Raw genomic sequence first — 16,938 nt, 5'->3', positions numbered from 1 at the left:
TCGATCGCCGGTAGGATTGCAGGCGCCAGCGGAGAATAAGGATTTCCTGAAATTCAGTTTTGTATCCTCGAACGTACGTTTCGCGGTACACTATCGATCGCCGAACAGCCGGCGCAACAGCGCTTTCTGGCCGAGTCGGAGGTGTCGATTGACGGTCGGCTGTGACACGCCGAGCATCTCGGCGATTTCCTCGCCCGTGCTCTCCCGGGGCCACTCGAAGAAGCCGCCGAAGTAGGCCGCGTTCAGCACCTCCTGCTGGCGATCGCTCAGCGAGTCGACGAGTTCCCGTTCGGTGTTCGTCGATCGCTCGACGTCCTGCCGGGAGACGAGTTCCACGGTCGGGAACTGTTCGCCGAGCATCTCGACGAACTCCCGGACGTCGGTCTCGAGCGGGACCTCGACCACGACCTCGGCTCCGCCGGGAACAGCGACGATCGACTGGGGGCTGCCCCCGTGGCGAACGAGTTTCGCCGCAACGACCGGCCCTTTCGCCCGGATTTCGAATCGATGGTCGCCGTCGACCGAACTGATGCACCGGTGGTCCGTGACCGAAACCAGGTCGTCCAGGATGGCCTCGATCGTCGGCGGCGACGCCCCGGTTACGGTCACGAATAGCTGCGTCTCGTCGTCCGAAGCCGCGACGAGTCCGTCGTACCGGACGCGGGCGTTCGCGTCGCGAGCGAGTTGCATCATGAACGAGTCGGCGTCGGTGAATCGCAGTTTCAGCCGGAGTGCGGTACTCGAGTGAAGCCCCCGTCGGGTCTCGACCGCGTTTATCGAACTGGCGATCGTCTCCCCGAGTTCTTCGAAGACGGTTCGTTCGAGGTCGCTGATGGCCGACTGTTCGGTGGTGTACACCGCCAGGACGCCGTAGGAGTACTCGTCGTACACCAGCGGAACGACGACGATCGACTGGAATCCGAACGAGAGGGCCGTCCCTCGCCAGGGCTCGTCCCGCATCCCCTCGACGACGTTCGAGACGACGGTCGTCTCGCCGGTCCGGGCGGTCTGCCAGGCCGGTTCGTCGATCGGCACGCGCCCGTCGACCGCGATCGCGTCGAGGTAGTTCAGCGTGGACCCGTGCCACGTTCGTGCGACCAGTTCCCGACCGTTCGACTCGAGGTCGCCGATCCAGGCGAACTCGATCCCGTCGCTCTCGACCAGCTGTTCGCAGACGGCCGCTTCGATCCCGTCCCGGGTCGTCGCCCTGACCAGCGACCGATCGATCGTTCGCAGTAGTTCGTTGATCGCGACCTGCCGCGTGAGGGTCTCGTTTCGCGCCTCGAGTTCCGCGTCGCGTTGCTCGAGGCTCGTCTCGCTTCGCAGGCGATCGAACGCCGCGACCGCCGTCGCGACGAGCGTCTCGACCAGCCGTCGAGTCGCATCGTCGACGGCGAGGTCGTCCGAAACGGCGACAAAGACGCCGTGATCCCCGATCGGTACCAGGAGCGCGCTATCGCCCTCGTCGCCGAAGGGGGACGACTCGCCGGAGGGGATCGGCACGTCGAGCACGGACCCGGTACCGGAGGCGAACGCGTTCCAGACGGGCGAGTCCTCGTCGCCGATCGCGATCGGCGACGGCTCGTCACAGCGCTCGTCGAACCCCGGCGTCGTCACGACTGGATCGAACTCGTTCGTGCCGGTATCGAGCAGATACATCGCGACGCCGGGGATGTCGAGGACGTCCGTCGCGACGTCGACCACGAGCGTAGCGGTGTCGGCTTTCGACTCCGTGTGGAGCAGGCCGCGCGTCGCGTCGTGGAGCGACTGCAGGGCTATCTCGTGGTGCTTTTGCGAGGTGATGTCCTGGAGCGACCCGCGAACGGCGACGATACGATCGCCGTCGAGCACGGGCGTCCCGATCGTCCGCACCCAGCGGACGTCCTCGGCCGCCGTGATCAGCCGGGCCTCGAGATCGTAGCGCTCGCCGTCCTCGATCGCCCGGGTGATCGCCGTCCGGACCCGTTCCCGATCGTCCGGATGGTAGAACTCGATGCCACGCTCCATGTCGTGGTCCGCGTCGAGCGGCAGGTCGTGAATCCGGTAGAGTTCGTCCGTCCACATCCCGCTGTAGGGCGGCTCCGTCTGGAGATCGAGTTCCCAGCCGCCGACGCCAGCGATCTGCTGGGTCTGTTCGAGCAGATCGCTGGTTCGCTCGAGCACCTGTTCGCGCTCCTGGCGATCGGTGACGTCCAGCGCGGCACCGGTCACGCCCACGATCGCACCCGACTCGTCTCGCAGTGGGTCGATGGTCAGATCGTAGGTGACCGTGCCGCTCGGCACCTCGTAGGTCACCACCTCGCGAACGCCGGTCCCCGTCTCCAGCACCCGCCGTTTCGGTGCCGTGATCGTCTCGGCTGCGGCCGCCGGCAGCAACTCGTCGTCCCGTTTCCCGAGCACGTCTTCGGGGCGGAAGTCGGGATGTGCGTTACCGATCCACGTGTACCGAAGGTCGGTATCCTGTCTGAACGCGACCATCGGCGAGTTCTCGAGCGCCGCCCGGAAGTGCTCCTTCTCGGTTCGGAGTTGCGATTCGAGGCGTTTGCGCTCGCTCACGTCGCGGCCGATCCCGGCGACGACCGGGCGGCCGTCTACGTCCGCGAGTGTGACGCCGATGAATTCGAACGGGATCGGCGTTCCCGCTTTCGTCAGGAGATCGACCGCCAGTCGGTTCCGCCCCTCGTCGATCGTCTTCTCGAGCGCGTCCCCAACCCGCTGCGTATCTGCTTCGTCGAAAAATTCGAGCGCGTTCATCGACGCGACCTCACGATCGGTGTAGCCGGTTACCTCGGTCAACCGATCGTTCCAGCGCTCGAGATCACCGTTCGCGTCGAGTACGTAGAAAACGTCGTCGAGCGCGTTCAGGATGTCGTTCGTGTAGGTCTTCTGGCGGCCGAGTTCCTGTTCGCGTTTGTACAACGTGTGCCAGCGGCGAACCTGGGCCGGAGCCTCGTGGTCCGGTGTCATCGCGGTCCGTAGGTCGACAGCAGGCATAAACTGGTCGCCGATCCGGTCGCGCGTTGGAACACGCATCGCTCGATACGGCGACCGGGGCTATACACGTAATACCCATTCATCTGCGGGTGAATACACGTAACAGGTAGCGACTTTTCCCCCGTCGTCCTTCGGTGTGGTAATGGCTCACAACAACGGGCTCAGCCGGCTGGCCGATGCTGACGACCGAACGAGTATGCGGATCATCGAGGCAGTGTCGACTGCGCAACGCGTTTCGCCGGACGAACTCGAACTACCGCTCTACGACGTCGTCGACCCCGAAGCGCTCGATCGACTCTTCGATGCCGACCCCGCGACCGACCTCAGGGTGTCGTTCGAGTACGCGGACCACACAGTACAGGTGCGGAGCGGCGGACGAGTTTCGATCGACGGCGTCGGCTACGACCCGGGCGACGACCCCGAACGCAGTCTCGGCTGATGGGGCGTGTGAATCCACCGCCGGCGGAGTATCCGGTGATCGAAGAACTGTACGAAGAGTACACGGTCGGCTCCGTGACCGTGGCGATGATCGGCCATCCGGCGACCGGCGGTGCCTGGATCCTGTCGGACCGTCCCCGACCGATCGAGCGCTAGCGGGTTCTAGAGCCGATCGACAGAGAGGCCGTCGACGATCCCGTCGTCGGCGACCGCCACGTCGAACGCCTCGACGGTCGCGTCCCCGACGAGCCACGAGACGTCCCCGGCGGCGATGCGATACCGACCGCTCGAGAAGTTCGTCACCCACGTCCAGCCGCCGCGCTCGCAGACGCGGAGGCCGTCGGGGAGCCGATCGCTGTGGGACACACCCGCGCGTTCGAGGAGGGGCCGAACGAGGTCGTCCGCGAGGTCGGCCGCCGGCCAGACGCCGCAGTAGACGGCGCTCCCGTCGCCGACCGCGTTGCGGACGGCCGCCGTTCGCCCCGACGCGACGCCGTCCCCCGCGTAGGTGAGCAGGGGGCTGGCGGCGTCCGCGTCGAGCCACTCGGCCCACGTGCGGAACGCGTAGGTGTCGTCCGGATCGCCCGCGCGCCGAACCCGCGTCTCGATCTGGGGCGGGAGCGACTCGTGCTGGTCGACCGTCGCGCCCACGAGGTCGGCCAGCGGCCCCGGCTGTGGCGCGGGTCGGAGTTTGTTGTACGCGTCCTTGACGCCCGTCCGGGGACCGAGGAGGAGTTCCCCGCCGGCCTCGACGTAGGCGGTGAGCCGATCGGCCAGGTCCGCGGTGACGAGGTGGAGTGCGGGCGCGACGACCGCGTCGTACCCCGCGAGGTCGGCGCTCGGGTGGACGACGTCGACCTGCACGCCGCGGGCACGGAGCGCGCCGTAGAAGGCCTCGAGCAGGCTCCAGTAGTCGAAATCGGGGGCGTGGGGCTGTTCGTCCAGCGCCCATAGATCGTCGTAGTCGAACAGCAGGGCAACGGGCGCGTCGACGTGGTCGACGTCGCCGATCGTGGCGAGTTCCTCGGCGGCCTGCGCGGCGTCGTGGTAGCCCCGATCGGGCGAGCCGTCCCCGTTCCGGAGGCCGGCGTGGTACTGTTCCTGCCCCTCGAGACAGCGCCGCCAGCGGAAATACAGCACGGCGTCGGCACCGTGACCGGTCGCGTGGTGGGCCCAGAGCCGCATCGCGCCCTCGCCGGGCTGGGGACAGTGGGGCGGCCAGTTGACGTCGCCCGGCTGCTGTTCCATCACCCAGAAGGGACGACCGAGCGCGCTCCGGTAGAGGTCGTGGTCCATGCCGACCTGGTCGGGGTCGCCGGCCCGCAACTGGTCCGGTGTCGGTTCCCCCTCGAGTCGATCCTGGACGAACCCCGTCGGATAGGAGTCCCACGAGACCAGATCGAGGTCCTCGCTGACGGCGTAGGCGTCGAGCGTCGGGAACCGACCCATGAAGTTGTGGGTCACGAACCAGTCCGGGTTCCGCTCGCGGAGCAGGTCCACGTGCAACCGGTTGTAGTCGACGACCGAATCGCTCGAGAACCGGGCGTAGTCGAGCAGTCGCGAGGGGTGGTGTTCGGCGGGCGTCGGCCCCGGCGGATCGACTTCCTCGAAGGCGGTGTAGCGCTGACTCCAGAAGGCGTTGCCCCAGGCCTCGTTGAGCGCCTCGATCGAGCCGTATTTCTCGGCGAGCCACGCCCGGAAGGCGTCGGCGCAGTCGTCACAGTAACAGCGGACGGTGCGGTGACAGCCGAACTCGTTGTCGGTCTGCCAGCCCGCAACGTGGGGGTCGTCAGCGTACCGATCGGCCAGTTTCGTCACGATCCGTTCGGTTTCCTCGCGGTAGGACCGGGAATTGAAACAGTAGTGGCGGCGACTGCCGTGCTCCCGGACGGTGCCGTCGGGTTCTTCCTGCAGAATCTCGGGTCGCTCGTCGACCAGCCACTTCGGGGGCGTCGCGGTGGGCGTACAGAGCACCGCCTGCATGCCGTGGTCGCCCACGAGTTCGACGGCCTCGTCCAGCCACTCGAAATCGAACTCGCCGCGTTCGGGTTCGAGGACGGCCCACGAGAACTCCGCCATGCGAACGTACTCGATGCCGGCCGCGGCCATCTCTTCGACGTCTCGCTCCCATCGCTCCCGGGGCCAGTGCTCCGGGAAGTAACATACCCCGATAGTCATGAATCACAGGACAGAGCGGGGCTACCTAAGGGTTCTCATAGCAGTCTATTTGTAACTCCAGTTCGAGTATCATTTATGAAGGAGATATCGACCGATGGCAGCACGGTTCGATGCGATCCGGCGGGCGGATCGTTTTCTCTGTCTGATAGTTCCGGCGAACTCCTCTCGGGGCGGTTCGACGTCGCCGCCACACCGGGGTCGACGACGGTCGCGATCGACGACGTGTCGACGACGGCCCGGGCGGGCGGAATCGCCCTTTCGCTCACCCTCGCGAACGAGGGCGACGATCCGGTCTCGCTCGATCGGCTCTCGCTCACCTGTGACGCCGCCTTCGGCGCCGAGGCGCGCGTCTTCCGTCACGGCTACCAGTCGTGGTCGCCGACGGGGACCCTGCCGGTCGGCGAGCGGTTCCCCGCCGAGGACCCCGACAACGCGCCGATGATGGTCGACCTCGCGGCACCCGAGGATCGCCGGACCAGTAGCTACCTCACCGGCTTCGTCGAGGGCGATCGAGCCCTGACGATTGGCTTTCTCCAGCACGAGCGGTTCTGTACACGGTTCGACGTCGTCGACGACGCGGACGGCGTTCACGAGGTGGTCGCCGTCTGTCCGTTCGAGGGGCGGTCCCTCGACCCGGGCGAGACGCTCTCGGTGCCGACGCTCTGGATCGACGCGGGTCGGGACCTTCAGGCGGGGTTGACCGCCCTCGCCGACCTGATCGGCGCGGAGATGGACGCCCGGGTGCCGGACGCGGTGCCGACCGGCTGGTGTTCGTGGTACCACTACTTCACGGACGTCACCGAGGCCGACGTCCGCGAGAACCTCCAGGAACTTCGGGAGTGGGGCATTCCGGTCGACGTCGTCCAGCTCGACGACGGGTACATGGAGGCGTTCGGCGACTGGCGATCGATCGCCGACGGCTTCTCCGACATGGCCGCGCTCGCGAGCGACGTCGAGTCGGCGGGCTACCGGCCGGGACTCTGGCTCGCGCCGTTCTACGTCGAAGACGGCGCGACGCTGTACGCGGAGCATCCCGACTGGTTCGTCACCGAGCCGGGGTCGGCCGACGAAGCGATCGCCGACGGCAGTTCGAGCGCCGTCGGCGATCCGGTCGACGGCGGCTTCCGCGCCGGATCGAAGCTCTACGGACTCGACACCACCCACCCCGAGGTGCAGGAGTGGCTCCGCGAGACCGTCGAGACGATCGTCGACGACTGGGGCTTTTCCTACCTCAAACTGGACTTCCTCTTCGCGGCGGCGCTTCCCGGCGACCGCTACGACCCGGACGCGACCCGGTTCGAGGCCTACCGCCGGGGCGTCGAGATCATCGACGAAACCGTCGGGGACGACGTCTTTCTGCTGGGCTGTGGGGCGCCGCTCGCACCGAGCGTCGGCCGGTTCGACGCGATGCGGATCGGTCCCGATACCGATCCCGTCTGGGAAACCGAGGGCGAGGCCGCGAGCCAGCCCGCCCTGAAGAACGCGGTTCGAAACACCCTCACCCGACAGTTCCTCCACCGCCGCTGGTGGGTCAACGATCCCGACTGCCAGCTCGTTCGGGAGACGAGCGACCTCACCGACGCCGAGCGCGAGGCCTTCGCGGCCCTCGTCGCGACGACCGGCGGCGTCGGTATCTTCTCCGATCGGCTGGCCGAGATCGATCCCGCGGGCCGTCGGCTCCTGGAGCGATCGCTCCCACCGGCCGAGACCGGTGTCGTCGAGGGGCTCGCGGCGGAACGGTTCCCGTCGCGCGTCGTCTGCGACCGCCCCGGCGACGGCACCACGACGGTTGCGCTGTTCAACTGGGCCGACGACCCCCGATCGATCGCGTTCGACGCGCGCGACTATCTCGACGGCGCGTCGGCTGAGACGGACGCGGTCGTCCTCTGGGACGGGTTCGAGGGCCGCGTGCTCGAGGGACCGACGGTCGAACGCGAACTGCCCGCTCACGGCGCGGCGGTGTTCGCGATCGTTCCCGCCGACGCCGGCGAACTCGTCGGCGACGCGGCGACGCTCACGGGCGGGTCCGATCGGATCGACGACTCGGCACTCGCGGACGGCTACCTCCGGGCCGGCGTCGACGGCGCGGACGTGGTCTTCCGCACGGAGTGAGGGATCGATCGGCTCCCGTCCCGTCTCGACGGTTCGAAGCGCTTATACACGACCGCTGGATACGTTTTGGCAGACTCGCTGGGTCGCGGGCACCAGCGGGCACCTGTTCGGCACGACGCCGCCACAGGACGGGATGTGATCCGCGGGGCGTCGCCCCGTCTCGGATTGAACCAGGAAACGCCCGCGGTGATGACGATGGCAAAAAGCTTCTACTCCCACATCAAGGACGCGTGGAAGGACCCCGGCGACGGGAAACTCGGGGAACTCCAGTGGCAGCGCAAGCAGGAATGGCGAAAGCAGGGCGCGATCGAGCGAATCGATCGCCCGACGCGACTCGACAAGGCTCGCGAACTCGGCTACAAGGCCAAGCAGGGGATCGTGATGACCCGCGTCTCGGTCCGCAAGGGGACCGCTCGCAAGGAGCGGTTCACGGCCGGTCGCCGGACGAAGCGCCAGGGTGTCAACCGCATCGGGCGGCGCAAGAACATCCAGCGCATGGGCGAAGAGCGCGTCTCCCGGAAGTACCCCAACCTGCGGGTGCTCAACAGCTACTGGGTCGGTGAAGACGGTAGCCAGAAGTGGTTCGAAGTGATCCTCGTCGATCCGAACCACCCGGCGATCGAGAACGACGACGACCTCAACTGGATCTGCGACGACAACCACCAGAACCGCGCCTTCCGCGGCCTCACCAACGCGGGCAAGGCCAACCGCGGTCTCAACAACCGCGGCAAGGGTGCGGAGAAGGTCCGGCCGTCCAACACTGGCGGCCAGGGTCGCGCGAAGTAACGTCGCGATCGACCCCGTATCATCTCGACTTTTGTCGACCGCTCGTCTTCGAGAGCGCTCAGTCCGGCTCCCTGTCTCGTGGGAGAAAGGGTGGGCGTTTATACTTGATTGCGAGGCGAATACCCCCGACCCACCGTGCTCGGGGATGAAGCCGACAACTCGTGGTACAAGCCATTAAGTGAACACATCGGTAATCAAGAGACAGCGATGGAATACAGTCACCGCTACCAAGCATACCCGACACAAGAGGTAGCGGAGCGACTGGAACACCATCTCGACGTTCATCGCCAACTCTACAACCACGTCCGCTGGGACTACGAACAAGCCCTGGAAGACGACAAGCCAAGTGAGTACGACCAGAACAACAAACTCCCCGAGTGGAAACAGCGGTGGCCGGTGTTCGGTGAACTGCACTCGAAGGCCGCACAAGCCACCGTTGCACGTTTCCATCGGAACCTCTCGAACCTTCGTAAGAAGAAAGAGAACGGACACAATGTTGGTCAGCTCAAGCGGCAAGCACCCGCTGATTATCGAAGCGTGACGTACAATCAGTCTGGTTTCGACCTCGATGAAAAGAGGGGCCACGACAGGTATGCGTACGTCCGCTTCAGCAAAATCGGCTGGGTCAAAATTCGGTACTCACGCCCAATCCCTGACCACGCCACCATCAAAGAGGTTACGTTCAAAAAGGAGACGACCGGCGAGTGGTTCGTCTCCTTCGGTTTGGAAACGGATGATGCCACCCTTCCTGAGAAACCCGATGTGGACTCGCTCAATACGAGCAACAGCGTTGGGATCGACCTCGGTATCCTCAACTACATCCACACCAGCGATGGCAAGACTGTGGATTGGCTCGACCTTGAGGATGAATACGAGCGACTCCGCCGCGAGCAACGGAAGTTGTCACGGAAAGAACACGGATCAAACAACTACGAGAAACGACGTCGAGAAGTGGCGAAGGTCAAGCGCCGCATCCAGAGGAAAGTGATGGACTACCAACATAAGATAACGACGTGGCTCGTCCGCGAGTACGACGCAGTGTTCGTGGAAGACCTGAACGTCCAGAGTATGCTTCAGGGCGATGGGAACGCCCGTAACAAGCAGGATGCGGCGTGGCGACAGTTCATCCAACTTCTCGAATACAAAGCCGACCTGTACAGCTGTCACGTCGTACAGGTAGAAGCGCGAGGTACTACCAAAGAGTGCGCGGCATGTGGCGCGGAGACGCCGAAACCTATCTGGATCAGGGAACACTCCTGCCCCTCGTGTGGGTTCGAGACGGATAGGGACGCGAACGCGGCGATGAACCTCCTCAAACGTGGTTTTGCTGAACTAGGGCTGGGATGGCCCGAAGACACGCCTGTGGAGACTGTGACCGCTACGGACACGACTCGGTTTGAGTCTGTGTCTGCAAGTCACGTCATTGAAACAGGAAGCCTGCCCTCGTGAGAGCAGGATTCCCCACGCCACTGTGCGCGGGGTAACGTTCAATTCAGGGGCCGCCGTACACACGGCTATGCCCGAACACGTTCTCGTCGCTGTCGACGAGTCGGACCGATCGGCCGACGCCATCGATTTCGCCTGCACGGAGTACCCGGACGCCCAGATCACGGCGTTGCACGTCCTCGATCCGGGTGATTTCTACACCGCGACCGGCGTCGAAGGGGGCGCGATGGCCAACTACGAGGAGATCCAGAAACACCACGAGAATCGGGCCGAGGAAATCCTCGAGGACGCCCGCGAGCAGGCGGCCGAACACGGCGTCGAGATCGACACCGAGCACGTCGTCGGCGGCGTCTCCCGATCGATCGTCTCCTACGCCGAGGACCACGACGTCGATCACATCGCGATCGGCAGTCACGGCCGGACCGGCGCGAGTCGGATCCTGCTCGGCAGCGTCGCGGAGACCGTCGCCCGGCGGTCGCCGGTGCCGGTGACGATCGTTCGCTAAAAACGGTCCCAGTCCCGCGGTCAGGCCGAGAGGGTCTGGCTCTCGCGTTCGGCTTCCGTCGAGCGCATGTCCAGGTCTGCCTTCAGCGCCTCGATGGCCTCCTCGGGATCGGTTTCCGAATCGAAGACCCGATCGAATCCCATCTCGCGGAACGTCCGCCGGGTCTCCTCGAAGTCGTCCTGCCCGACCGCGAGGTTGCCGCCGATGTACGTGGTGACGTCGAGGTCGGCGTCCGCCAGCCGCTGGTGGAAGCCCTGACAGTCCTGCTCGGCGTGACCGTACAGCGAGGACACGAGTACAGCCTCGGCGTCGGCGGACTCCGCGGCCTCGACGAACTCGTCCTGGGACGTCTGGACCCCCAGGTTAACGACGTCGAACCCGCTCGCCTCCAGCGCCTGTTCGAGGATGGTGATCCCGACGACGTGCGCGTCGGAACCGATCACGCCGAGGATGACTGGCTTCGTCATGGTCGTACCACCACCAACTGCGGCGACCCACATAAACTTAATCATTAATCATGTGCCACTTGGTAACACGGTCGCCGTCGTGCGATACTGCCCGTTCGTCGACCCGGTCTGCCGATCGAGAGCCCGGATCGAGAACCCGATCGCGGAACGGTCACTCGAGTGCAACCGTTCTGGGAAGAAAGTCCACGAACGTCCGTTCCGCAGATCGGCCGTACAGTCACGCCGCGGCGACTGTCCGCTCGGTCACGCCGCGGCGACTGGCCGGCGGTCGTGACGATCAGACGGTCGTCAGCGCGCCGACCGGGGCATCCGTCCGCTCGCGCGCCCGTCTGATCCCGTCGTCACCGGCCGCGATGAGGGCGAAGACGCCAGCCACGTCCGCGTCGGCCGTCTCGACGATGTCGAGCAGGAGTTCCTGGGTTTCGCCCGATCGGATGAGATCGTCCACGACGAGGACGGATTCGGCGGGGCCGATCGCGGACGCGGGCAGGTAGTAGGTGAGTTCGATCCCCGACTGGAGGCGCTCGCGCGCCTCGATGAACTCCTCGACGGCGGTCTCCTTGCGCTTTTTCGCGTAGGCACACCGGGTGCCGTAGTAACTCGCCAGCGCCGCAGCGAGGGTGATCCCGTCGGTCGCGGCGGTGAGGACGACGTCCGGTCGATCGAACTCGTAGCCGTTCGCGACGACGGGGGCGACGAGGTCCAGGAACGACTGGTCGAAGACGGTCCCGGAGTTGTCGACGTACCCCTCGTCGTCGACCCGAATCCTGGCCTCGAGTTCCTCGGCCAGCGCCTCCCGCCCGAGGTCGTCGACGACCTCCCGTGCGCGATCGGTTCCCGGAAGAACGTGTCCGTTGACGTACCGGTTGAGATCGCCGGCCGGGAGCCCGGTCGTCGCGGCGAGTTCCTCGTAGGTCCGGGTCTCCTTCAGCATCCGCAACACGTCGACGGCCCGCAACTGGAGGGCCGCCTTCTCGGCTCTGTTCATGGTAGCTATCCACGATCCCACAAGTATGGGTATTTCGATCCTTTTCAACCCATTTGATAAGCACGAACGTGGGCCAGCCAGGAACCCGGACGGGCGAGAAACGATCGGCGAACTCGAACTCGCGCGCCGGAAAATCGGCCCGGAAACTCGATCGCCGAACCGATCCTGGCGTCATACGGATCGTTGTAACGTTTTACCGGTGATCGCCCGACCGGAGCGGCGATCACCGGGAACGAATCACAACGGACCGCATCAGTCCTGCAGGAAGTCAGGTTCCGTCCGCTGTTCGTCGCGCTCCGCTTCGAGGTGCGCCCGGAACTCGTCGATCGCGACGTCGTACTCCTGGTCCTCGAAGCGATCGCGGACGGAGATGTTGCCGGCCTCCTCCTCGTTGTCGCCGACGATGATCTGGTACGGGACCCGATCGTCGTGGGCCGCGCGGATCTTCCGTTCGAGGGTGGAGTCGCGGTCGTCGACCTCGACGCGGAAGTCGTCGAACTCGTTCGCGACGCGGTGGGCGTAGCCGAGGTTGTCGTCGGAGATCGGCAGCACGCGGACCTGTTCGGGAGCCAGCCACAGCGGGAACCGCCCCTCGTAGTGCTCGATGAGCATCATGAAGAACCGCTCGTAGCTGCCGTACAGCGCGCGGTGGATCATGACCGGGCGGTGCTCCTCGTTGTCTTCGCCCACGTAGCTCAGGTCGAACCGCTCGGGCATGTTGAAGTCGAGTTGGACCGTCGGGCCGTCCCACGAGCGGCCGATCGCGTCCTCGAACGCGAAGTCGATCTTCGGGCCGTAGAACGCGCCGTCGCCCTCCTCGATCTCGTACTCGTGGCCGTGGGCCTCGAGCACGCTCTCGAGTTGGGCCTCGGCTTTCTCCCAGATCTCGTCGGAGCCGACCGACTTCTCGGGCCGCGTGGCCAGCGCCATCTCGTACTCCAGGTCGAACGTTTCGAGGACGTCCGTGATCATGTCCATGATCTCCTCGACCTCGCGCTCGATCTGGTCGGGGCGGATGAACAGGTGGCCGTCGTCGATCGTGAACGCCCAGACGCGCGAGAGTCCGGAGAGTTCGCCGCGTTGCTCCTTCCGGTATACCTTCCCGTTCTCGGCGTACCGGATCGGCAGGTCGCGGTAGCTCCAGGAGTGGTCCTGGAAGATGGCGGCGTGGCCGGGGCAGTTCATCGGCTTCAGGCCGAACTCGTCGTCGCCGACGTCGAAGATGAACATGTCGTCGGCGTAGTTCTCGTAGTGGCCCGATCGGTGCCAGAGGTCCGTCTTGAAGACGTGGGGGGTCTCGACGTAGTCGTAGCCCGCCTCTTCGTTGAGATTCTCGACGAAGGCCTCGAGTTCCTTCAGGACGGTCTTCCCGGCGGGGTGATAGAGCGGCAGGCCCGGCCCCGTCACGTCCTGGATGGAGAAGAGGTCCATCTCCGATCCGATGCGGCGGTGATCGCGTTTCTCGGCCTCGCGCTTGCGCTCTAAGAACGCCTCGAGGTCGCTCTCGTCCTCGAAGGCCGTCCCGTAGATACGCGTCTGCATCGGGTTGTCCTCGTCGCCGCGCCAGTAGGCGCCGGCGATCTCGAGCAGTTCGACGACGCCGATCTCGCCCGTCGAATCGACGTGCGGGCCGGCACAGAGGTCCTCCCACTCGCCCTGGCTGTAGAACGTGACGGTGTCGTTCTCGTCGGCGAACTCCGCTAAGAGTTCGAGTTTGTAGGGCTCGTCGGCGAGTCGCTCCTCGGCCTCCTCGATCGAGACCTCCTCGCGTTCGATGTCGTAGTCAGCCTCGATGAGCTCCTCGATCTCGCTCTCGAGGTGCGCGAGGTCCTCCTCGTCGACGTCTAAGTTGTCGAAGTCGTAGTAGAACCCCTCGTTGGTCGGCGGGCCGATCGCGAGGTCGACGTCGTCGTAGTGGCGCTCGACGGCCTGGGCGAGACAGTGGGCCGCGGAGTGGCGCATCACGTCGAGGTACTCCTCGCTGCCGTCGGTGACGATCTCGAGTTCGGCGCCGTCGTAGACGGGTTCCTCTTTGGCGACGAGGTCGCCGTCGAGTTTGCCGGCGACGGTGTCGCTCCCGAGGCCGGGCCCGATCTCGTAGGCACAGTCCTCGACCGTCGCGTCTGGGTCGACGTCGAGTTCGGATCCGTCTGGCAGTACGACCGCGATCTGCTCCTGTGAGTCTGATTCTGACATGGCTATGGCTGTGGCTGATCTGGGAACTTCGGTGAGAAGTTCGATCGGTAGTCCGCGTCCCGCTCACTGTGGGGCGATCCGGACACAGAGAGCGGTAGGTGTAGGTTAGAAGCGGGCGAGAGCCCCTGTAAAGCGGACACCTACCATCGTGGATACGCGTAGTCTCGTACGGGATAAAAACATTGTGATGGACCAGCGCGATCGTCATTCCGTGATCGTTCCGTGGACCCGATCGGCCGCGCACTCGCTGCCAGCACGGTGGGATAGACTGCGAGTGTTCGGCTCGTCATACGACACGCGCACCGTCGTCCGAACGATTTTGCGTCCGCGTCGGTTACGATCGATCGTGGGCCTCGACCCAGGCGACGACGATCCGTTCGACGACCCCTTCGGCGACGATCCGCTGGAGGATCCGTTCGGCGACGACCCGCTCGAGGGTGACGACGAGGGCGACGACCTCGAGGAGGCGTTCGGCGAGATCGACCGATCGACCCTGCTCGCGTTCGTCGTCGTCGCCGTGCTCGTCCACGCCGCGACTCTTCGCGGGCGCGCTGGGGCTCATGCTCCTCGTGTTCCGGGGCCAGTGGCTCGTCGGCGGCGGCCTCGCGATCGGCGGCCTTCTCGCGCTCGCACTGGCAGTGGTGAGTTACCGACGATATCGGGACCGGGAGTGAGTCCGTAATCGGTGATCGATCGCCCCCTCGCGTACCCGCCTTCGTGCGTTCAGTCTAGCCCCGACTCGCCCAGGTCCTCGATCGGCGGGAGGACGCCGAGTTCCTGGAACAGGCCGAGCGCGTCGTAGCTCGTCCACAGTTCGACGATCCGCCCGTCTTCGACGCGGTACATCTCCATCCCCGAGACCGACACGCGATCGCCGGTCGGCTCGAGTCCCATAAACTCGCCCTCGTGAGTACCACATGCGGTGTATCGGACGGCGGCGGTCTCGTCCTCGACGATCACGGTTTCGACCTCGTACTCCACGTCGGGAAACGCCTCCCGGTAGGTCTCGACGTAGTCCCTGTAGTCGTCACGGCCTCGCGGTTCGTCGTCCGTCGACGGATCGTGCAGGACGAACTCTTCCGCGAAGATCTCGTCGATCGTGTCGAGGTTCCCTTCGGTCCAGATCTCCTCCGGATCGCGCCGAACGAGTGCGCTGATTTCAGTCATGGTTGTGCTGTCGGGTTCGCCGAGTCAGGTTGCCCGCTCGCACGGGCACGGTGGCGTCCTCGAAACGGCCCGGCGACGTACCACGACCATGCTCGTAAAACCCTCCGGCTCGACGACGTTGCGACCTGGAGACCGAGGAACCCGGGCTGGTTGGTCCGGTTCCGGAGCGCGATCGAGACGGAAACCGCTCGTGCGGGCACCGCGAACCGTCGTTCGGAGGAACCGAGTCGTCGATGCGTCGATCCGCTCGCACCGATACTCGTTTTGCGGTACGCCGTACATGAACACGGTATGACCACGAAGGCCGTGTTGTTCGACCTCGACGACACGCTCTACCCGTACCCGCCGTGCAAGGAGGCAGGTATCGACGCGGCTCGGGAGACGGCCCGCGAACTGGGCTACGAGTTCGATCGCGAGTCGTTCGACGAGTTCTACCAGCGGGGACGCCGGGAGGTCAAGCGCGAACTCTCCGGGACGGCGGCGACCCACGAGCGTTTCCTGTACTTCAAGCGCGCGCTCGAACAGCGGACGGGCGAACCGAACCCCGGTGACGCACTGGCGCTGGGCGAGGCGTTCTGGAGCGCCTACGTCGACGAGATGGAACTCTTCCCGGGCGTCGAGGAGACGCTCGCCACGCTCCAGGCGGCGGGGCTCGACGTCGCCATCGTGACCAACCTCACGACGCGCATCCAGCTGGAGAAAGTCGATCGGCTCGGACTCGAGCCCGACATCGATCTCCTGCTCACGTCGGAGGAGACGGGCCGGGAGAAGCCGGGGTCGGTCATGTTTACGCTCCCGCTGGCGCGGCTCGACCGGCGGGCGTCCGAGGCGGTGATGGTCGGCGACGACGCCAGGGCCGACGTCGTGGGTGCAAACGCCGTCGGTCTCGAGACGGTGCTGTTCAACGCCGATCCCGACGACCCGCTCGAGGGGCGGCGAAAACCCGACCACAGGATAGATGCGTTCGAGGAACTAACGGAGGTGGTACTGTGATCCTCGAGTCCGAACGACGGCTCGTCGTCGATCGCGCCTCGGATCTCGCGACCCTGACGCCCGGTCGAACGGGGAACCTCAGCGTTCGCGACGGGACACCCGACGACGGCGACGCCTTCGCGATCACGCCGACGGGAGTGCCCTACGACAGCTTCGACGTCGACGACGTCCCCGTCGTCGGGGTCGACGGCGAGCGACGCGACGGCCGGATGGCCCCCAGCAGCGAGGTGCCGATGCACGCCGCCATCTACCGCCGCGAGGACGTCGGTGCGATCGTCCACACCCACTCGCCGTGGTCGACGGCGATGGCGATCGCTCACGAGCCGCTCCCGCCGATCCACTACATGATCGTCGCGGTCGGCAAGCGGGTTCCGGTCGCCGAATACGCGCCCTACGGAACCGACGAACTCGCGGCGAACATCGTAACCGCGATGGCCGAGGCGGACGCGACCGCCTCGTTCATCGAGAACCACGGCCTCGTCGTCACCGCCCCCGATCTCGAGACCGCACTCGAGAACACGACCCACGTCGAGAGCCTCGCGCGACTCTATCTGCAGACCCGATCGGCCGGCCTCGAACCGGAGACGCTCTCGGACGCACAACTCGAGACGGTGATCGAGAAGTTCGAATCGTACGGGCAGTGAGCACCCGGTCGTCGAGTCCGGGAC

At 65.6% G+C, this 16,938-nt stretch carries 16 protein-coding genes; 9 read left to right on the top strand and 7 right to left on the bottom strand.

Annotated elements, in window-relative coordinates; all coding sequences use genetic code 11:
- Positions 1-90 precede the first annotated feature (90 nt).
- Positions 91-2,967 carry a bacterio-opsin activator domain-containing protein gene (locus tag MUN73_RS08865; protein WP_250140102.1) on the bottom strand — a complete coding sequence of 959 codons (2,877 nt, stop codon included), beginning with the start codon at positions 2,965-2,967 and terminating at the stop codon, positions 91-93.
- 169 nt (positions 2,968-3,136) lie between these two features.
- Between MUN73_RS08865 and MUN73_RS08860 the strand changes: the two genes are divergently transcribed.
- Positions 3,137-3,433, top strand: a complete 297-nt coding sequence (locus MUN73_RS08860) for a HalOD1 output domain-containing protein (protein ID WP_250140101.1) — start codon at positions 3,137-3,139, stop codon at positions 3,431-3,433.
- A gap of 8 nt (positions 3,434-3,441) precedes the next feature.
- Positions 3,442-3,588, top strand: a complete 147-nt coding sequence (locus MUN73_RS08855; RefSeq protein WP_250140100.1) for a hypothetical protein — start codon at positions 3,442-3,444, stop codon at positions 3,586-3,588.
- Between the two features lie 6 nt (positions 3,589-3,594).
- Here the strand turns inward: MUN73_RS08855 and MUN73_RS08850 are convergent, their stop codons facing one another.
- Entirely contained in the window at positions 3,595-5,610 is a 2,016-nt protein-coding gene (locus MUN73_RS08850; protein WP_250140099.1) for a beta-galactosidase, read from the bottom strand.
- Positions 5,611-5,685: 75 nt separating this feature from the next.
- On the opposite strand from MUN73_RS08850, the gene MUN73_RS08845 reads away from it, so the two are divergent.
- The 4 genes from MUN73_RS08845 (at position 5,686) to MUN73_RS08830 (ending at position 10,459) form a co-directional block, all read left to right on the top strand.
- Complete coding sequence (locus tag MUN73_RS08845) at positions 5,686-7,722, top strand: glycoside hydrolase family 36 protein (RefSeq protein ID WP_250140098.1); 2,037 nt, start codon at positions 5,686-5,688, stop codon at positions 7,720-7,722.
- Positions 7,723-7,917: 195 nt separating this feature from the next.
- Positions 7,918-8,508: a 50S ribosomal protein L15e gene (locus MUN73_RS08840; protein WP_250140097.1), complete on the top strand. Its 591-nt coding sequence runs from the start codon at positions 7,918-7,920 to the stop codon at positions 8,506-8,508.
- A gap of 207 nt (positions 8,509-8,715) precedes the next feature.
- On the top strand, positions 8,716-9,957 hold the full coding sequence (locus tag MUN73_RS08835; RefSeq protein ID WP_250140096.1) for an RNA-guided endonuclease InsQ/TnpB family protein: 1,242 nt from the start codon (positions 8,716-8,718) through the stop codon (positions 9,955-9,957).
- A gap of 67 nt (positions 9,958-10,024) precedes the next feature.
- Positions 10,025-10,459 (top strand): universal stress protein, encoded by a 435-nt coding sequence (locus MUN73_RS08830; protein ID WP_250140095.1) that lies wholly within the window; start codon positions 10,025-10,027, stop codon positions 10,457-10,459.
- A gap of 20 nt (positions 10,460-10,479) precedes the next feature.
- Here MUN73_RS08830 and glmS read toward each other — a convergent pair whose 3' ends face one another.
- The 4 genes from glmS to MUN73_RS22780 form a co-directional block, all read right to left on the bottom strand.
- On the bottom strand, positions 10,480-10,926 hold the full coding sequence (gene glmS, locus MUN73_RS08825; RefSeq protein WP_250140094.1) for a methylaspartate mutase subunit S: 447 nt from the start codon (positions 10,924-10,926) through the stop codon (positions 10,480-10,482).
- A gap of 277 nt (positions 10,927-11,203) precedes the next feature.
- A complete protein-coding gene (locus tag MUN73_RS08820; protein ID WP_250140093.1) occupies positions 11,204-11,914 on the bottom strand; it encodes a phosphoribosyltransferase family protein in 711 nt (236 codons plus the stop codon).
- Positions 11,915-12,166: 252 nt separating this feature from the next.
- Positions 12,167-14,110 carry a threonine--tRNA ligase gene (thrS, locus tag MUN73_RS08815; RefSeq protein ID WP_250140092.1) on the bottom strand — a complete coding sequence of 648 codons (1,944 nt, stop codon included), beginning with the start codon at positions 14,108-14,110 and terminating at the stop codon, positions 12,167-12,169.
- A gap of 334 nt (positions 14,111-14,444) precedes the next feature.
- The gene (locus MUN73_RS22780) at positions 14,445-14,672 is read right to left on the bottom strand and encodes a hypothetical protein (protein WP_382182285.1); all 228 of its coding nucleotides are present in this window, start codon (positions 14,670-14,672) and stop codon (positions 14,445-14,447) included.
- Here MUN73_RS22780 and MUN73_RS22775 point away from each other — a divergent pair.
- Positions 14,671-14,784, top strand: a complete 114-nt coding sequence (locus tag MUN73_RS22775) for a DUF7322 domain-containing protein (protein ID WP_425492720.1) — start codon at positions 14,671-14,673, stop codon at positions 14,782-14,784. The two genes, MUN73_RS22780 and MUN73_RS22775, sit on opposite strands and share 2 nt — an antisense overlap.
- A 49-nt stretch (positions 14,785-14,833) precedes the next feature.
- Here MUN73_RS22775 and MUN73_RS08805 read toward each other — a convergent pair whose 3' ends face one another.
- Positions 14,834-15,277: an ester cyclase gene (locus MUN73_RS08805; protein ID WP_250140091.1), complete on the bottom strand. Its 444-nt coding sequence runs from the start codon at positions 15,275-15,277 to the stop codon at positions 14,834-14,836.
- A gap of 291 nt (positions 15,278-15,568) precedes the next feature.
- Here MUN73_RS08805 and MUN73_RS08800 point away from each other — a divergent pair, with 291 nt between their 5' ends.
- Together MUN73_RS08800 and MUN73_RS08795 are read left to right on the top strand one after the other, a co-directional pair.
- A complete protein-coding gene (locus tag MUN73_RS08800; RefSeq protein WP_250140090.1) occupies positions 15,569-16,270 on the top strand; it encodes a ribulose-1,5-bisphosphate 5-phosphatase in 702 nt (233 codons plus the stop codon).
- Positions 16,267-16,914 (top strand): ribulose-1-phosphate aldolase, encoded by a 648-nt coding sequence (locus MUN73_RS08795; RefSeq protein ID WP_250140089.1) that lies wholly within the window; start codon positions 16,267-16,269, stop codon positions 16,912-16,914. Before MUN73_RS08800 ends, MUN73_RS08795 begins: the two co-directional genes overlap by 4 nt.
- The last annotated feature ends 24 nt before the right edge of the window (positions 16,915-16,938 follow it).

It is taken from the genome of Halosolutus amylolyticus (assembly GCF_023566055.1).
In the GTDB taxonomy this organism is placed as follows: Archaea; Halobacteriota; Halobacteria; order Halobacteriales; family Natrialbaceae; genus Halosolutus; species Halosolutus amylolyticus.
This window is presented reverse-complemented; position numbering and strand designations above follow the sequence as displayed.